The following is a 17,187-nucleotide window of genomic DNA, read 5'->3' on the forward strand; positions in this document are numbered from 1 at the left end:
CCGAAAGTCCTTCCGGACATGACCATGCCTTCGATCACGATGCTCCGCAGCCTCGCCATCGCCGCCGCGATCGGCTCCGTCCTTGTCGCCGCGCCCGCGTCCGCGCAGCGCGCCAGCCTTGCCGACCGCGTGGCCGCGCTCGAGCAGCAGGCAGCCAATAACCGCGGCAACGTGGATCTGCTCAACCAGGTCACCCAGGTCAAGAACGAACTGCAGGCGTTGCGCTCGCAGATCGAAGAGCTGCAGCGCAAGAACGAACAGCTCGAGTCGACCAGCCGCGCCCAGTACCTCGATCTCGATGGACGGCTCAACCGGATGGAGGGTGGGGCGCCCGGCCCGACGCTTGATCCCGGTTCCGTTCCCGCCGCAACCGCCCCCGCCGCGGCGGCCGCTGCCGCGACTGCCGGCTCGGCGCCCGAAGCCGCGCCCGCGGTCTACGGAGACCAAGGCGCGATGACCCGGACCGCGGACGAGCGCGGCGCCTACGAAGTGGCGTTCGATGCGCTCAAGGCCGGCCGCTATGCCGAGTCGGCGCAGCTGTTCCAGGACTTCCTGCAGGCCCACCCGAGCGGTGCGTATGCGCCCAACGCCTACTACTGGCTCGGTGAGAGCTATTACGTCACCCAGAACTATGCCCTGGCGCAACAGCAGTTCCAGGCGTTGATCGACCGTTATCCGACCCACGACAAGGCGCCGGGCGCGCTGCTGAAGGTGGGTCTTTCGCAGTACGGGCAGAAGCAGCTCGGCGACGCCGAAAAGACGCTGTCGGAGGTATCCACGCGCTATCCCGGCACCGATGCCGCGCGCACCGCCGAGGACAGACTGCGCGCGATCCAGCTGTCGCAGGTGCAGTAGCGCCTGTCCGCCGGGACGAAGGCACGGCCGCGATTTCTCGCCGCTCCCTGCGCGAACGGATGATGGCGGCGCATCAAGCCCGCGCCTCCGAAACAAGCGCGGCACACACCTTACAATTCCCGAATGAACGCCGTTTCCGCTTCGATCGACGCGGCCGCCGCCGCATCGTCGGACCGGCTGCGCATCACCGAGATCTTCCTGTCGCTGCAGGGCGAAGCCCGCGATGCAGGCTGGCCCACCGTATTCGTGCGGCTGACCGGCTGCCCCCTGCGCTGCCAGTACTGCGACACCGCGTACGCCTTCCACGGCGGGCAGTGGTGGGAGATCGACGCCATCCTCGCCGAGGTCGCGCGCCATGGCGTGCGCCACGTATGCGTGACGGGCGGTGAACCGCTGTCGCAGAAGCGCTGCACGATCCTGCTGCAGCGGCTGTGCGATGCCGGCTACGTCGTGTCCCTGGAGACGTCCGGTGCGATCGACATTGCCGCCGTCGACCCGCGCGTATCGCGGGTGCTGGACATCAAGACCCCGGGCTCGGGCGAAGTCGGTCGCAACCGCTGGGAGAATCTGCCGCTGCTGACCCCGCTGGACCAGGTCAAGTTCGTGCTCTGCGGCCGCGCCGATTACGAGTGGGCGCGCGACGTGCTGGCCGAACATGGCCTCGACCAGCGCTGCGACGTGCTGTTCTCGCCCAGCAAATCCGAACTCGCGCCGCGCGACCTGGCCGACTGGATTGTCGCCGACCGCCTCCCGGTGAAGTTCCAGATGCAGCTGCACAAGCTGCTTTGGAACGACGAGCCGGGGCGTTGAGAGCTGAGGATCGGGAAGCGGCAATTCGGAACGATCGGCGGACTGGACGGGTTGTGCGTACCCGTCATTCCCGCGAAAGGGCGCTTCTCGACAGACGAATGCCTGGTGACCGAGGGATGCTGCCTCCCGCAAGGAAGCGCTCAACAATCGCAATCATTTCGGTATGGGCGCGATCGTCTGCAACGGCCTCCAGGGCGAAAATCCGCGCTGCGTCCCGGACGACCAGGTCGCCAGCTCTCGCACTGACGGGCACGACGAGGCAATCGCGTTACGCTTTTCCTGATTCCTGATTCCTGATTCCGTCCGCAACCCAATCTTCCATCATGAAAAAAGCAGTCGTCCTCGTTTCCGGTGGCATGGACTCCGCCGTCGTCGTGGCCATCGCGCGCGAGCAGGGCTTTGCCGTGCATGCGCTCAGCGTGGCGTATGGCCAACGCCACACGTCCGAACTGGACGCTGCCGCGCGCGTCGTCGCGACGCTCGGGGCGGCAGAGCACAAGATCGTCAACGTCGACCTGCGCACGATCGGCGGATCGGCGCTCACCGCCGACATCGATGTTCCCCTGGATTCGAACCTGGACGCGGACGCGCCGGCCATCCCGGCAACCTACGTGCCCGCGCGCAATACGATCATGCTGTCGGTGGCGCTGGGCTGGGCTGAAGTGCTGGGCGCGGCCGACATCTTCTGCGGCGTCAATGCGGTCGACTACTCCGGCTACCCCGACTGCCGGCCCGAGTTCATCGAAGCGTTCGAGCGGTTGGCGAACCTGGCCACCAAGGCCGGGGTGGAAGGGGCGGGCATTCGCGTCCACGCGCCCCTGCAGCGGATGAGCAAGGCCGACATCGTCCGCGAAGGCGGGCGCCTGGGGGTGGATTTCGCGCAGACCGTGTCCTGCTACCAGGCCGACGCCGGCGGCCGCGCCTGCGGGCATTGCGATGCCTGCCGCCTGCGCGCCGAAGGCTTCGCCGCCGCGGGGGCGCCCGATGCCACCCGCTACGCCGGGTAGGGGCGCCGCGGCGCGGTGCGGTAGAATTGCCGCCCCCGCGAGCGGGGCGCATGTGGGCCGTTAGCTCAGTCGGTAGAGCATCGGACTTTTAATCCGCTGGTCGATGGTTCGAATCCATCACGGCCCACCACTTGTCCGTAGTATCCCCACTCGATCCACCCCTTGAGAAGCCGCTGAAATACAGCCGTTTCGCGTTCGCGAGCGTCCCAGCCCGGCGCACCTTCTATCGCGCTGGACGTTTCGCCCTTGTCGGTGCGTCCGCCAGCTCGGCGGTCACCTCGGCCATCGCGCGTCATGTCGCACCCGCAGAACTCGGTCGAACAAAACTCAGTGATGTCAGTCAAGGCTCGCAGGCTACCCGGGCAAAGGCGGCCCGAGCGGCAAGCCAAGGCGCCAGGCCAGGACGGTCTCAGGCGGCGGAATCAGCCACGGCCGCCAGCACCAGTTCGCCGTAGCGTTCGAGCTTGCCGCTGCCGATGCCGCCGACGCCGGCGAGCTCCCCGGCACTGGCCGGACGCAGCGCGGCGATCGCGCGCAGCGTGGTGTCGTGGAAGATCACGTACGGTGGCACGTTCTGCTCGCGGGCCAGGCGCGTGCGCAGCTCGCGCAGCGCGTCGAACAGCGGCTGTTCGGCGGGCGACAGCTCGATCGCTGGCGAAGCGGCTGAGCGGCTGCGTTCGCGCTGCTTCCGGCGGGGCAGCTCCTTGCGCAGCATGACGGTCTGTTCGCCGCGCAGGACCGCGCGACTGGCATCGGTCAGGCGCAGGCCGCCGTAGCCTTCGGTATCGACGTCGAGCAGCCCGGCGGCGACCAGCTGCCGGAACACCCCGCGCCAGGTGCGCGCATCGAGTTCGGCACCGACGCCGAACGTCGACAGCCGGTCGTGGCCGAATTGGCGCAGGCGCTCGCTGTCCGCGCCGCGCAGGATGTCCACCAGGTGGGCGACGCCAAAGCGCTGTCCGCTGCGGTACACGCACGAAAGCGCCTTCTGCGCGGCGACGGTGGCGTCCCAGGTCTCGGCCGGGGACAGGCAGTTGTCGCAGTTGCCGCAGGGCTGCCCCGCGCCCTTGGCAGCGTATTCCTCGCCGAAATTGGCCAGCAGCACCTGGCGCCGGCAACGCATGGTCTCGCAGTAGCCGATCAGCGCGTCGAGCTTGCGCCGCTCCAGCCGCTTGCGCTCCTCGCCAGCCTCGGAGTTGTCGATCATCTGCTTGAGCAGCACCACGTCGCCCAGGCCCTGGCATAGCCAGGCCTCGGCCGGTTCGCCGTCGCGGCCGGCACGGCCGGTTTCCTGGTAGTAGCCCTCGATCGACTTGGGCAGGTCGAGGTGGGCGACGAAACGCACGTCCGGCTTGTCGATGCCCATGCCGAAGGCGATCGTGGCCACGATCACCACGCCTTCCTCGCGCAGGAAGCGGCGCTGGTTTTCGGCGCGCGTCTGCGCATCCAGGCCGGCGTGGTAGGGCAGCGCGTCGAAGCCCAGGCCCACCAGCGCCTCGGCGGTCTTCTCGACCTTCCTGCGCGACAGGCAATAGACGATGCCGGCCTCGCCCCGGTGCGCGGCCAGGAAGTCGCGCAGCTGCGCGCTGCCGTTGTCCTTCTGCACCACGGTGTAGCGGATGTTGGGCCGGTCGAAGGAACTGACGAATCGGCGCGCGTCCTCCAGCTGCAGTCGTTCCGCGATCTCGGCCTGGGTGGGCGGATCGGCGGTGGCGGTCAGCGCGATCCGGGGGACATCGGGCCAGCGCTCGTGCAACAGGGTCAGTTCGCGGTATTCGCGGCGGAAATCATGGCCCCACTGCGACACGCAGTGGGCCTCGTCGATGGCGAACAGGGCGATGCGGCTGCGTTCCAGCAGCGACAGGAAACGCGGGGTCAGCAGGCGTTCCGGGGCGACGTACAGAAGATCCAGCCCACCGGCGAGCAGCTCGCGCTCGACGCGTGCGGAGGTTTCGCCGTCGAGCGTGGAATTGAGGTATTCGGCGCGCACGCCCAGCTGGCGCAGCGCTTCCACCTGGTCCTGCATCAGCGCGATCAGTGGCGAGACCACGATCCCGCAGCCCTCGCGCAGCATCGCCGGAATCTGGTAGCACAGCGACTTGCCGCCGCCCGTGGGCATCAGCACCAGCGCGTCGTGGCCGGTGGTGACGTGTTCGACGATCGCGGCCTGCTCGCCGCGGAAGGCGGCGTGGCCGAAGACCTGCTGGAGGGCGTGGAGGGCGGCGTCGTGCATGTCGAAAGGGTAGCAAGCCGGCGTCGCGCGTCGGTCGGGGATTGCCGTTTGGAGCCGTCGGGATTCGCCGCGGGGCAATGTCTCGGGAGCGGCGGAAGCAGCGAACCGTTGACTCCCTCCCCTGCGAAGGCAGGGGAGGGTTGGGGAGGGGTGCCGACAGAATCAGCGCGAACCGTGGGCACCCCCCTCCCAGCCTCCCGCTGCCGTCGCAGGGGAGGGGCAAAGGCTCGCGGCTTCCGCCGCTCCTACGAGAGCAATGAAAAAGGCGCGGCCGTCCTGCGACGACCGCGCCCCTGGATACCCCAGGTCGTCTTACTGCAGCAGCGAGCGCAGCATCCAGGCGTATTTTTCGTGGGTGTGCAGGCGCTGGGTCAGCAGGTCCTCGGTGGGCGCGTCGTCGGCGTCGTCGGCCACGTCCAGCACGGTGCGCGCGGTGCGGCACACCGCTTCGTTGCCGACCACCAGCTGGCGCACCATTTCGCGCCAGTCGGGCGCCTCGGTCAGGCCGGGCTCCTCCTTGATCGTGGACAGCCGGATGAATTCCGCATACGAGCCCGGGGCGTTGAAGCCCAGCGCGCGGATGCGTTCGGCGATGTCGTCCAGCGCCGTCCACTGTTCGGTGTACTGGGCCTCGAACATGTTGTGCAGGGCGTTGAACATCGGCCCGGTGACGTTCCAGTGGAAGTTGTGGGTCTTCAGGTACAGCGTGTAGGCGTCGGACAGGAACACCGACAGGCCCTGCGCGATCTGCTTGCGATCGTCCGCCTCGATCCCGATATCGATGGCCGGGCCGCCGGCGCCGGGTCCTGGCGAGGCCGTGGTCTGCGTCCCGGCGGGCGTCGCATTGCTGGGTGACTCGGTCATCTGGTTTCTCCTGGAAAGGGCATGACGCCACAATAGGCACTGGCGGCAGGCATGTGAATTCGAATCTTGCTGTCAAGACAATCAATGAAGCCTATCGAATCCAATGCAAGTGCCGCGTCAAGACAGGCGCAGCACGCCATCGACGGCGCCTGCAGCCGCGATGCCGCGCGCCTGAAGGGGCTGCTGCGCCGTAGCCAGGCAGCGCCGGCCGACGCGGCCGCGCGCGCGGCGTTCGAGACGGCGCTGGCGCAATCGGTCGAACGCCGGGCGGCGCGCGCCGCGCGCCTGCCGCAGGCGACCGTCGATCCAGGCCTGCCGATCGCCACGCATGCCGACGAGATCGTCGCACTGATCCGCAACCAACCGGTGGTGGTGATCGCCGGCGAGACCGGTTCGGGCAAGACCACCCAGCTGCCGAAACTGTGCCTGGCCGCCGGGCGCGGCGCCGCGGGCATGATCGCCTGCACCCAGCCGCGCCGGATCGCCGCCCGGGCGGTGGCGCGTCGCGTGGCCGAGGAACTGCAGGTGCCGCTGGGCGGTGCGGTCGGGTTCCAAGTGCGTTTCTCGGACAACGTGTCGGCGGACACCGCGGTCAAGTTCATGACCGACGGCATCCTGCTGGCCGAGATCGCCTCCGACCGCTGGCTGTCGGCCTACGACACCATCATCATCGACGAGGCACACGAGCGCAGCCTCAACATCGATTTCCTGCTCGGGTATCTCAAGCAGCTGCTGCAGCGCCGCGGCGACCTGAAGGTGATCGTGACCTCGGCCACCATCGACACCGAGCGCTTCGCCGCGCATTTCGGCGGCGCGCCGGTGGTGGACGTCGAAGGACGCGGCTATCCGGTGGAAGTGCGCTACCGGCCGCTGGAAGGGGAAGGCGAGGACGATGGCGAGCGCAGCGTACTCGACGGCATCCTCGCGGCCTGCGACGAGATCGCGCGGGAACGTCCCGGCCCCAACGGAGCATGGGGCGACACCTTGATCTTCCTGCCCGGCGAGCGCGAGATCCGCGACGCGCACCAGGCGCTTGAGCACCGCAAGTACCGCCACACCGAAGTGGTGCCGCTGTACGCGCGGCTGTCGGCGCGCGACCAGGATCGGGTGTTCAGCCCCGGCCCGCAGCGCCGCATCGTGCTGGCGACCAATGTCGCCGAGACTTCATTGACGGTGCCGCGCATCCATTACGTGGTCGATCCCGGCCTGGCGCGGGTGAAACGCTACAGCCCGCGCCTGAAACTCGACCGCCTGCACGTCGAACCGGTCAGCCAGGCCAGCGCCGACCAGCGCAAGGGTCGCTGCGGCCGCATCGCGCCGGGGACCTGCTTCCGGATCTATTCGGAAGCTGATTTCCAGTCGCGCGCGGCGTACACCGATCCGGAAATCCGTCGCGCGGCGCTGGCCGGCGTGATCCTGCGCATGCTTTCGCTGGGACTGGGCGGCGACGGCGAGCGGGCCGGCAAGCGTCGACGCGCGCGCACGACCGAGGCGCCGCGCCGGGACGCTGGCCTGATCGAGGACTTCCCATTCATCGACCCGCCCGATCCGCGCGCCATCGCCGACGGCTGGCAGCAGCTGGCCGAACTCGGCGCGGTCGACGCGCAGCGCGGGCTGACCGCGATCGGCCGCACCATGGCCAGGCTGCCGGTGGACGTGAAGCTGGCACGGATGCTGGTCGCCGCCCAGGCGCACGGCTGCCTGCACCAGATGCTGGCGATCGCGTCGTTCCTCGGCATCCAGGATCCGCGCGAGCGACCGGCCGACCAGCGCGGCGCCGCGGACACCGCGCACGCGCAGTTTCGCGATGCCAGATCGGAGTTCGTCGGCATCCTCAAGCTCTGGGAGGCGTACCGCGTCGCGCACGAGGACATGACGCAGTCGCAGCTGCGCAAGTGGTGCGACAGGAATTTCCTCGGGTTCCTGCGCATGCGCGAGTGGCGCGAGCTGCATCGGCAGCTGAAGCTGCAGTGCGAAGAGCTTGGCTGGCGGGAAGAGAAGGGCGAGGTGCCGAGCTTTTCATTCGCACCTGCGAAAAAGGGGCGCAAGGAGGAGTTGCCGTCGCCTTCGCCTGTGCCGCAGGGCAGGCGGAAGCCGGATCGAATCCGACCCGGTCCGGGTACTTCAAACGCGGAGGCAACAGGAACCGGTGAGGGAGAGGTGGCCGGACATCTTTCGGCTGCGTCCTACGCGACCCTGCACCGCGCCTTGATCGCCGGCCTGCCGACACAGCTCGGCCATCGCCTCGAGCGTGGCCAGTACGAGGGGCCGCGCGGGCGCAAGTTCCAGCTGTTTCCCGGCTCCGCGCTGGCCTCCAGGCCGCCGCCCTGGCTGCTGTCGGCCACGCTGCTCGACACCGAGAAGGTGTGGTCGCTGACCAACGCCGCGATCGAGCCGGAATGGGCGATCGCGGAATTGCCGCACCTGCTCGCGCGCCGCCATTTCGACCCACGGTGGTCGCGCAGCCAGGGCCGCGTGATCGGCAGCGAACAGGTCTCGCTGTTCGGCCTGGTCCTGGCGCCGAAGCAGCCGATCCACTACGGCGGCCTGTATCCGGAGGAGGCGCGCGAGATCTTCGTGCGCGACGGGCTGGTCAGCGGCGAGATCAACACCCGCAGCGCCTTCGTCGCGCGCAATCGCATGGCGCTGGCGCAGGCCGAAGAGGAAGAAGCCAAGCAGCGCCGCGCCGGGCTGGTGGTGGACGAGGAGTGGATGGCGCAGTGGTATCGCGACCGCATCCCCGCGGAGATCGTCAGCGCACAGGCGCTGGATGCGTGGTACGCCAAGCTGCCGGCAGAGCGCAGGCAGGCGCTGGAATGGAGCCGCGATGACCTGCTGGTGGCCGACGGCTCCGACGCGGACCTGTTTCCGGCCTTCATCGCGCTCGGCGACGCGCGCCTGGCGCTGCGCTACCGCTTCGAACCCGGCGCGGTCGATGACGGCATGACGGTGGTGGTGCCGCTGCACCTGCTCAACGCCCTGGACGCGCCGCGGCTGTCCTGGCTCGCGCCGGGCTTCGTCGCCGACAAGGCCGCGGCGATGATCCGCACCCTGCCCAAGGTGCTGCGCCGCAATTTCGTGCCGGCGCCGGATTTCGCGCGTGCGTTCGCCGAGGCGCACGGCCCGGTGGACGCGAACACCGACGCGTTCCCCGGCGCCCTGGCGCGCTTCCTCAAGCGCATGACCGGCGTCGACGTCGCGGGCGGGGACTTCGACGAAACCGCGCTCGAGCCACACCTGCGCGCCAACCTGCGCCTGCTCGACGGCGACGGCCGCAGCGTGCTGGCCGAATCGCGCGACCTCGATGATCTGCGCGAACGCTTCGGCGCCCGCGCCCGCGCGGCTTTCGCGGCGCGCGCCGCGGAGGGACTGGCGCAGGGTGGGTTGACCGACTTCCCGGACCAGCCCATTCCCGAATCCGTGCCCGGCGCCGGCGGCGTCCCCGCGTATCCGGCGTTGCACGACGACGGGCAGACCGTGTCGCTCGACGTGCATGCCGATCGCGATGAAGCCCGCCGCCACCATCCGCGCGGCGTGCGCCGGCTGCTGGTGCTGGCCCTTGCCGACCGCGCGCGCCAGGCGCGCAAGCAGCTGCCGGTGCCGCCGAAGACTGCGCTGCTGTATGCGGCGATCGAATCAGCCGCGCCGCGGGCGTCGCAGGCAGGCCGGCCCGCCGACCACCTGCGCGACGACCTGGTCGATGGCGCCTTTGCCGCGTTGGCGGAAGAGGGGCTGGGTGACGTCCGCGACGCGGCCGCGTTCGCCGCACGCCGGGATGCGATCGCCAAGGCGCTGTTCGGCGAGGCGATGGAGCGCCTGCGCCAGGCGGAGGCCATCCTCGGACTCGTGGCCGAGGTGCGCGCGCGGCTGGATTCGAAACTCGTCGGCTGGGCGCGCGGCAACCTCGACGACATGCAGGCGCAGCTGGCCGCGCTGGTGTCGCCGGGCTTCCTGCGCGACGTGCCCGCCCAGGCGCTGGCGGAGTATCCGCGCTACCTGCGTGCGCTGGCCACGCGCGCCCAGCGCGCGCTGAACGATCCGCCGCGCGACCAGCAGCGGATGCTCGAGATCAAGCCTTTCGTCGACGCCCTGGCCGAGGCGGAAAGCGCCGGCCGCTCCGATGACCCGGGATGGCAAGCGCTGCGCTGGGAGATCGAGGAACTGCGCGTGTCGCTGTTCGCCCAGGAGCTTGGGGCCAAGGGCGGGGTCTCGCCGAAGAAGCTCGCGGCGCGGCTTGCGCGGCTGCGGTGAGGCGACGCCGCGCAGCAGTCGCGGCGTCTGCGCAGCGCGCTGACGCAGCACGGTGCGACGATGGAGGCCGACGTCGTTCGATTCCGGGTGGGAGCGGCTTCAGCCGCGAGCTTCCGATCGCGTCCCTGCTCCGGAGAGTTAGCCGCTGTAGCCGCTCCACGGAAAAGTAGTCGCGGCGTTACCCAATTGCGCCATTTACGGGCGGCAAGCGAGGCCTTCGCGCCAAGGGCGCGCCATCAGACCGACGCGCCGGGTCCCGCTTTCCGGGGATGAGGCAGTGGAACGGGCGTTCGTTGCGCGAGCACGTCATCACATGCAGGGACTGGATGCCCGCTTCGCGGGGATGACGCAGTGGCAAAGGCGTTCGCCACGCGAACGCACCATCACATGGAAAGAGTGGATCCCCGCCTGCGCGGGGATGACGCCACGGCAGAGGCGTCCGCGTCGCGGACGCGCCGTGGCGTCACTTGATCCGTTCGACCTTGGCGCGGGTGTTGTAGCCGTCGATGCGCAGGTACCACGTGTTGCCGATCAGGCTGGGCGTGATCTTGACGGCCGGGTTTTCGACCCGCACACCCGCCAGCGAAGCGGTGTCGGTCTGGCGCCACTGCTGGCCGTTGTCGAGGGTGTAGGTGTTGCCCTTGCGGAAGCCGCTGAACTGACCGGCGATTTTCGCCTCGATCGGGTCGGACGATCCGAAGTGGAAGAAGCCGCGATTCTCCGTTTCCACCTTCTCGGTGGCCTGCACCGCGGCCTGTTCGGCGGCGCGCGCGGTCTCGGTGGTGATGGTGCGGTTCAACCAGGTGTTGAGGTTGGCCAGCTCGTCGGCGCTGAGCTTGTCGAGGCCGGCGGCCTTGAACTGCTCGGGCGTCATCGCCTGTTCGATCGGCGGCTGCGCGGCCGGGGACTGTGCGAACGCGGGCAGCGCGCAGCCGAGCAACAGGGTGAACACGAGCAGGATCGACGAGCGCATGGTCTGTTCCTCGGGTCGGGAGGCGGCTAGTGTAGACCTTCCCTTCAGCCGGATACGCGCGTGTCGTCGCCTGTCCACACCGTCGAGCAAGTCCTGGCCGCGCACCCGGCCGTCGCCGCCCTGCCGCGCCGCTTGCGGTCACTGCTGGACGAAGCCTTGCACGGCGCGGGGAACAACGCCGACGCGGCCACGGCCGAACTCGGCGACATGCTCGATTCGCTGGCGCTGCTCAATGCCGATGGCGAGGCGATCCTGGCCGCGATCCTGCACTCGCTGCCCGATGCCGCGGCGCGGCTGGAGCCGAAGCTGGCTGATGTCGAACCGGCGGTCGCCGCGCTGCTCGATGGCCAGCGCGCCGCCAACCAGGTGTGGGCGCTGCACGCCGAGCGATCCGGGCAAGGCAGCGCCGAGGGATTGCGCCGCCTGCTGCTGGCGATCGTGCGCGACCTGCGGGTGGTGCCGATCCTGCTGGCACGACAGCTGGCGCAACTGCGCGCGGCGTCGTCGCGCCCGGAGGACGAGCGCCGCGCGCTGGCGCAACTCACCCGCGACATCCACGCCCCGCTGGCCAACCGCCTTGGCATCTGGCAGCTGAAGTGGGAACTGGAGGACCTCGCGTTCCGTCATCTCGATCCTGACACCTACCGCCGCATCGCGCGCCTGCTCGACGACAAGCGCGCCGGGCGCGAGCAGTACATCGATCAGGTCACGCGGACACTGCGCGAGGCGCTGGCGGCGCAGGGCATCGAAGCCGAGGTCGCGGGACGGCCCAAGCACATCTACAGCATCTGGAAGAAGATGCAGAAGAAGAACGTGCCGATCGGCGAGCTCTATGACCTCAGGGCCGTACGGGTACTCGTCGACGACATCCCGGCCTGCTACGCGGCGCTCGGCGTGGCGCACGCGCTGTGGATGCCGATCCCGAGCGAGTTCGACGACTACATCGCGCGCCCCAAGCACAACGACTACCGCTCGCTGCACACCGCGGTGGTCGGGCCGGAAGGCAAGACGCTGGAAGTGCAGATCCGCACCCGCGACATGCACGCGCAGGCCGAACTGGGCGTGGCCGCGCACTGGCGCTACAAGGAACATGGCTACGCGGAGCGCGGTGCCCCGCAGCGCTCGGCCGCCGGCAATGCGGCGCTCGACCGCAAGATCGAATGGATGCGCAAGCTGCTCGAGGCCAGCGCGGAAGGCGCAGGCGAGCTGGCCGGCGGCCTCGACACCGAGCTGGTCGAGGACCGCATCTACGTCCTGACCCCGCGCGGCGAGGTCGTCGACCTGCCGCGCGGCGCCACGCCGCTGGATTTCGCGTACCACGTGCACACCGACGTCGGCCATCGCTGCCGCGGGGCCAAGGTCGACGGCCGCATCGTCCCGCTCGACCACGCGCTGCGCAGCGGCGACCGGGTCGAAATCCTGACCGGCAAGGTGTCCGAGCCGCGTCGCGACTGGCTGCTGGCGGCCAACGGCTTCCTCGCAAGCCCCCGTTCGCGCGAGAAGGTGCGCAGCTGGTTCCACAAGCTCGATCGCGCGCGCAACCTGCAGGACGGGCGCGATCTCCTCGACAGGGAGCTCAAGCGCCTCGGCCTGCAGCAGGCCGATCCGGCGCCCGCGCTGCAGAAGTTCAACGCCGCCACGCTCGACGACCTGTACGTGCTGGTCGCGCTGGGCGACGTCGGCCCGCACCAGGTCACGCGCGCGCTGCTCGAACACGAGCGCGGCGCGCGCGAGCCCGCCGCTGCCGAGGACGGCGAGCTTGCCGTGCGCGCGCCGCGCCGGCAGGCGAAGACGCCGGCGTCGGCGTTCACGGTCGTCGGCGTGGGCAACCTGCTGGTGCAGGTCGCCCGCTGCTGCCAGCCGGTGCCGGGCGAGGCCGTCTCCGGCTACCTCACCCGCGGCCGCGGCGTGAGCGTGCACCGCAGCGACTGCGCCGCGTTCATGCGCCTGTCGGCCGCCAGCCCGCAGCGCGTGCTGCCGGTGGAGTGGGGCCGGGCTGGCGGCGGGCACGAAGCCGGGGTGGTGATCGACGCGGTCGACCGCAAGTACCTGCTCAAGGACCTGACCAACCTGATCGCGCAGGAAGACGCGCACGTGCTGTCGATCCGCAGCGACAGCGGGCGCCACGGCCAGCAGCGGTTGCACGTGCAGGTGCGGGTGCAGGATTTCGGCCAGCTCTCGCGCCTGCTCGGCAAGATCGAAGGCGTGCCGGGGGTGCAGCAGACGCGTCGCGCCTGAGCGAGCTGCGCAGTCACGACGGCGTTCAGCGGCATCTTCTATGCTGCGCCGGTGATCCACGAACGCGACATGCCGAACGACCCGGACGCGCAGGGCGCCGATTTCGGCGATGGCCGTCGCGAGCCCGGCATGGGATCGCTGCGGGGCCTGGATTTCGCGCGCCGGGAGCGGCCTCGTCGCCTCCCGCGCATGCCCGCACGCGGGTGGCCCTGGCTGCTGGGATGCGTGCTGCTGGCGGCGGTGCTGCTGGTGATGGCGATGCGCAAGCCGCTTGCCGACTGGCTGTGGCCGCAGACGCGGGCACAGGCGCTGCGCGCGCAGGCGGCGCAGGCGTTGGCGCAGGGCCGGTTGACGGCAGCCGACGGCAGCGGCGCGCGCGAACTCTACGCCGCGGCCCTGGCGATCGACCCGGACCGCGACGAGGCACGGGCGGGTCTGGCGGAGGTGGCCGAAGCGGCGCTGGCGCAGGCGCGCCAGGCCACGGCCCAGGACCGGTTCGCCGATGCGCACGCGTCGCTGCGGCTGGCCCGCTCGCTGTCCGTGCCGCGCGCCGACGCTGCCGCGGTGGCCACGGCATTGCGCAAGCGCGAAGCGGCCCATGCCGGCATCCCGGGGCTGCTCAAACGGGCCGAGGCGGCGCGGGAATCGGGGCAACTGACCGGCAATCCCGATGCCGCGCTGCCGCTGTACCAGCGCATCCTCGCGCTGCAGCCCGAAAACACCCGCGCGCTCGAGGGCCGCGAGGATGCCCTGGGCGAACTGCTGCAGCAGGCGCGAGCACAGCTGCGCGAAGGCAGGCTTGCCGAGGCCACGGCCGCGATCGACGCCGCGCGCAGCTTCGACCCGGGCCACGTCGATCTGCCCGACACGCAGGCGCGATTGAACGAGGAGCTTGACGACGTGCGCCGCAACGCTGCCAGCGACCTGCGCGACGGACGCCTGGAGCGCGCCGCCGAGCGCTACCGGCTGCTGGCCGCGGCCGGACAGCAGGCCGATGCGGATGCGGGACTCGAACGCGTGGCCGTCGCATGGGCGCATCGCGCGGAAACGATGGCCGCGGATTTCCGCTTCGCGGCCGCCGACGCCGCGCTGGCTCAGGCGCGTGCGCTGGCGCCGGAAATCACCGCGGTGTCGACGGCCGGGCAGCGCGTCGCGCGCGCGCAGCAGGCGCACGCGCGGCTGGGCAGCCAGGTGCCGCCGCGCGAGCGCGGGCGCCGGGTCGCGCGCCTGCTGGCCGAGGCGAAGGATGCCGAAGCCCGGGGGGACCTGCTTGCGCCGCCGGGCGACAGCGCCTTCGACAAGCTGCGCGCCGCGCGCGCCATCGCACCGGACGATCCGGCCGTGCGCAAGGCCACCGCGCGCCTGCTGCCGGCCGCGAAGCAATGCTTCGAGCGCGGGCTGAGTGCCAACAACCTTGGGCTCGCACGCGCCTGCTTCGATGCGCGGGTGGCCCTGGAAACCGATGCGGCGGCGCTGGCATCGGCGCGTCGCCGGCTGGCCGGCCGCTGGCTGGCGATCGGCGACGAACGCCTCGGCGCCGGCGAGCTGCGCGGCGCCAGCGCGGCCCTGTCCTCGGCGCGCGCGCTGGACCCGGCGACGCCGGGACTCGACGATTTCGATCGCCGCATCCGCGCGGCCACTGCGCCGCAGCGCTGAGCGCAGCTAACAGGCCTCAAGGCAGGGCGGAGTTCGCTGGACGTCCGGAGTGCGCCCTGCGGCATGCCAACCACTCAGGCCCGCCCGCGCCTGTCAGGCGTCGGGCGCGAAGAACACCTGCCGCACGGCGTCGCGCGCGGCGTCCAGCGAGAAATGGCGCGCGACGTTGTCCAGCCCGTTGGCGCTGAGCGTCGTCCACAGCGCTTCATCCTCGTGCAGCCGCACCACGGCGTCGGCGAAGGCGTCGGCGTCGTCCGCCACCAGCACGTCGTATCCATCGCGCGTGTGCATGCCTTCGACCGCGCATGACGTCGCCACCACCGGCTGGCCGTGGGCCATGCTGAGATTGACCTTGCCCTTGACCCCGGCGCCATAGCGCAAGGGCGCCAGCGCCACCCGGCATCCGTCCATGTAGGGGGCGATGTCCGGCACGTGGCCATGGACGGTGATCCCGTCGCGCGCCGCCAGCGCGGCCACCGCTTCGACCACGTCGCCGCCGATGCAGTGGAAACGGACCTCCGGCAATCGCGCGCGCACCCGGGGAAACACGGCACCGGCGAACCAGCGCACCGCGTCGACATTCGGTGGATGGCGGAAGCCGCCGACGAACACCAGGTCCCGGCGCTGCGCGAAGGGCGCCCCGGGGCCGGCGATGCGGTGCAGGTTGGACAGCACGGTTACGCGCGCCGAAGGCGCATCGTTGGCAAGCAGCGCGCGCTCGGCTTCGCTGACCACCAGCGTCAGGTCGCTGCGCGCGATCACCTCCAGTTCCAGCGTGCGCGTGCGCTGCGCGGTGCGCGCCCTCGCGGCATCGCCCGCGACGTCGGCCGCGCGCTGCTCGCGCAGGTAGTGCAAGTCGATCGTGTCGAACACCAGCTGCGCCCGCGGTGCGTATGCGCGCAGCAGCGGCAGGAATTCGCGCGCGACGTAGTGGCGGCAGGCGATGACGCTGTCGAAGCGCGGCCCGTGTTCGCGCAGCCATGCTGGCACGCTTGCGACGAACGGTGCGAACCAGGTTTCCACGCCGATGGCCTGCAGCGCGTCGGTGTAGGGCCCCGCGTGCTTCAGGTCGGCGGGGAGAAACACCACATGCGCGCCTTCCTCGCGCAGCAGGCGCATCAGGTTGACCAGGCGCAGGGATCCGGAGTCGCGGTCGGGCATCGGCGACAGCGCGTCGATCACCAGCACCTGCTTCCCGCCGCGATGCAGCCAGGCAGGCGAGGGCACGACATCGGCGGCAAGCTGATGGCGCAGGGCATCGGCACGGTGTAATGCGAAGCGCTCGCGATTGCGGACCTGGTAGGCCTTGGCGCCATGGGTCGTGTCGGTTCCGGCGGTCGTGCCCTCGTCGTGTACCACCCGCGCGGCCGGCTGGTACACCACGCGCCTGCCGGCCGCGCGGGCCGCGAATGCGAGGTCGGTGTCCTCGTAATAGGCCGGCGCGTAGCGCAGGTCGAACATGCCCAGTTGCTCGAACAGCGCGCGCGGAATGGCGATGGCCGCGCCGCTGGCGTAGTCGACGTCGCGCACGTACGCGTAGCGGGGATCGACCGGGGACTGGTGTCGGCCATAGTTCCAGCCGCTGCCGTCGGCGAACACCACGCCCCCCGCCTCCTGCAGCCTGCCGTCCGGATACAGCAACTGCGCACCCACCAGCCCGGTGCCGGGATGCTCGGCGAAGGTCCGCAGCAGCGCGTCGAGCCAGCCGGGCTGCGGGACGGTGTCGTTGTTGAGGAAGACCAGGTACTCGCCGCGCGCCAGCGCCGCGCCGTCGTTGCAGGCGGCGACGAAGCCGCCGTTCTCCGCGCGACGGTGGTAGCGCAGGCCGGCGATCGTCGGCAGCACGCGGGCGCTGTCGTCCGGCGAACCGTCGTCGACCACGATGACTTCGAAGGGCGCCTGCGGCGGCAGCTCCGCGAGCGCGCGCAGGCAGCGCAGAGTGTGTTCGAGCTGGCCGTAGACGGGGATGACGATGCTGGCCAGCGGCGCGTCGCTGGTGGCCAGCGCCACCGGAACGCGCGGCTGCGCCGCGGGGAAATACAGCGCCGCGCGCTGCGCCGCGGGCACCCGGCGCAATTGCGCGCGCACGCGCTGCCAGCTCGCGCTCAGGCCGCGCGTGCGCAGGCTGAGCCAGCCGCGGCGGACCAGGCCGGTCGCGCGATCGAACAGGAAACGCGCATCAGCCAGTGAAATCGGCAACTCGGTGCTCCGGCTGGCGGAAATGAAGGGACGCGCTGGCACGACATGCGCCCGCTCCCGGCGGCGTCCGGGACGCGCATTTTGCGCCATGCACGGGATTG

9 protein-coding genes, 1 tRNA gene and 1 pseudogene are annotated in these 17,187 nt (G+C 70.5%); 7 read left to right on the top strand and 4 right to left on the bottom strand.

Annotated elements, in window-relative coordinates:
• Nucleotides 1-39 precede the first annotated feature (39 nt).
• The 4 genes from ybgF to ACFOM9_RS06310 all read left to right on the top strand — a co-directional run bounded on the left by ybgF (nucleotide 40) and on the right by ACFOM9_RS06310 (nucleotide 2,802).
• On the top strand, nucleotides 40-855 hold the full coding sequence (ybgF, locus tag ACFOM9_RS06295; protein ID WP_386708148.1) for a tol-pal system protein YbgF: 816 nt from the start codon (nucleotides 40-42) through the stop codon (nucleotides 853-855).
• 123 nt (nucleotides 856-978) lie between these two features.
• A complete protein-coding gene (queE, locus tag ACFOM9_RS06300) occupies nucleotides 979-1,665 on the top strand; it encodes a 7-carboxy-7-deazaguanine synthase QueE (protein WP_386707740.1) in 687 nt (228 codons plus the stop codon).
• A gap of 323 nt (nucleotides 1,666-1,988) precedes the next feature.
• Entirely contained in the window at nucleotides 1,989-2,672 is a 684-nt protein-coding gene (gene queC / locus ACFOM9_RS06305; protein ID WP_386707743.1) for a 7-cyano-7-deazaguanine synthase QueC, read from the top strand.
• A gap of 54 nt (nucleotides 2,673-2,726) precedes the next feature.
• Nucleotides 2,727-2,802, top strand: a tRNA-Lys gene (locus ACFOM9_RS06310).
• 279 nt (nucleotides 2,803-3,081) lie between these two features.
• Here ACFOM9_RS06310 and recQ read toward each other — a convergent pair.
• Together recQ and ACFOM9_RS06320 are read right to left on the bottom strand one after the other, a co-directional pair.
• A complete protein-coding gene (gene recQ / locus ACFOM9_RS06315; protein WP_386707746.1) occupies nucleotides 3,082-4,905 on the bottom strand; it encodes a DNA helicase RecQ in 1,824 nt (607 codons plus the stop codon).
• Between the two features lie 312 nt (nucleotides 4,906-5,217).
• Nucleotides 5,218-5,697: pseudogene (locus tag ACFOM9_RS06320) on the bottom strand (Dps family protein); the annotation flags it as partial.
• A gap of 156 nt (nucleotides 5,698-5,853) precedes the next feature.
• On the opposite strand from ACFOM9_RS06320, the gene ACFOM9_RS06325 reads away from it, so the two are divergent.
• On the top strand, nucleotides 5,854-10,020 hold the full coding sequence (locus ACFOM9_RS06325; RefSeq protein ID WP_386707749.1) for a DUF3418 domain-containing protein: 4,167 nt from the start codon (nucleotides 5,854-5,856) through the stop codon (nucleotides 10,018-10,020).
• 463 nt (nucleotides 10,021-10,483) lie between these two features.
• Here the strand turns inward: ACFOM9_RS06325 and ACFOM9_RS06330 are convergent, their stop codons facing one another.
• Nucleotides 10,484-10,993 (bottom strand): hypothetical protein, encoded by a 510-nt coding sequence (locus ACFOM9_RS06330; RefSeq protein ID WP_386707752.1) that lies wholly within the window; start codon nucleotides 10,991-10,993, stop codon nucleotides 10,484-10,486.
• Between the two features lie 60 nt (nucleotides 10,994-11,053).
• On the opposite strand from ACFOM9_RS06330, the gene ACFOM9_RS06335 reads away from it, so the two are divergent.
• Together ACFOM9_RS06335 and ACFOM9_RS06340 are read left to right on the top strand one after the other, a co-directional pair.
• Nucleotides 11,054-13,231 (top strand): RelA/SpoT family protein, encoded by a 2,178-nt coding sequence (locus ACFOM9_RS06335; protein WP_386707755.1) that lies wholly within the window; start codon nucleotides 11,054-11,056, stop codon nucleotides 13,229-13,231.
• A gap of 69 nt (nucleotides 13,232-13,300) precedes the next feature.
• Nucleotides 13,301-14,887 carry a hypothetical protein gene (locus tag ACFOM9_RS06340; protein ID WP_386707758.1) on the top strand — a complete coding sequence of 529 codons (1,587 nt, stop codon included), beginning with the start codon at nucleotides 13,301-13,303 and terminating at the stop codon, nucleotides 14,885-14,887.
• 93 nt (nucleotides 14,888-14,980) lie between these two features.
• Here ACFOM9_RS06340 and ACFOM9_RS06345 read toward each other — a convergent pair whose 3' ends face one another.
• Nucleotides 14,981-17,086 (bottom strand): glycosyltransferase, encoded by a 2,106-nt coding sequence (locus ACFOM9_RS06345; RefSeq protein WP_386707761.1) that lies wholly within the window; start codon nucleotides 17,084-17,086, stop codon nucleotides 14,981-14,983.
• Nucleotides 17,087-17,187 lie beyond the last annotated feature (101 nt).

The organism is Luteimonas notoginsengisoli (genome assembly GCF_042648885.1).
GTDB lineage: Bacteria > Pseudomonadota > Gammaproteobacteria > Xanthomonadales > Xanthomonadaceae > Luteimonas > Luteimonas notoginsengisoli.

Bases quoted from the DNA above. Each gene is read 5' to 3' on its own strand.
- ybgF (WP_386708148.1), top strand. From the start codon at position 40: ATGCTCCGCAGCCTCGCCATCGCCGCCGCGATCGGCTCCGTCCTTGTC.
- queE (WP_386707740.1), top strand. From the start codon at position 979: ATGAACGCCGTTTCCGCTTCGATCGACGCGGCCGCCGCCGCATCGTCG.
- queC (WP_386707743.1), top strand. From the start codon at position 1,989: ATGAAAAAAGCAGTCGTCCTCGTTTCCGGTGGCATGGACTCCGCCGTC.
- recQ (WP_386707746.1), bottom strand. From the start codon at position 4,905: ATGCACGACGCCGCCCTCCACGCCCTCCAGCAGGTCTTCGGCCACGCC.
- ACFOM9_RS06325 (WP_386707749.1), top strand. From the start codon at position 5,854: ATGAAGCCTATCGAATCCAATGCAAGTGCCGCGTCAAGACAGGCGCAG.
- ACFOM9_RS06330 (WP_386707752.1), bottom strand. From the start codon at position 10,993: ATGCGCTCGTCGATCCTGCTCGTGTTCACCCTGTTGCTCGGCTGCGCG.
- ACFOM9_RS06340 (WP_386707758.1), top strand. From the start codon at position 13,301: ATGCCGAACGACCCGGACGCGCAGGGCGCCGATTTCGGCGATGGCCGT.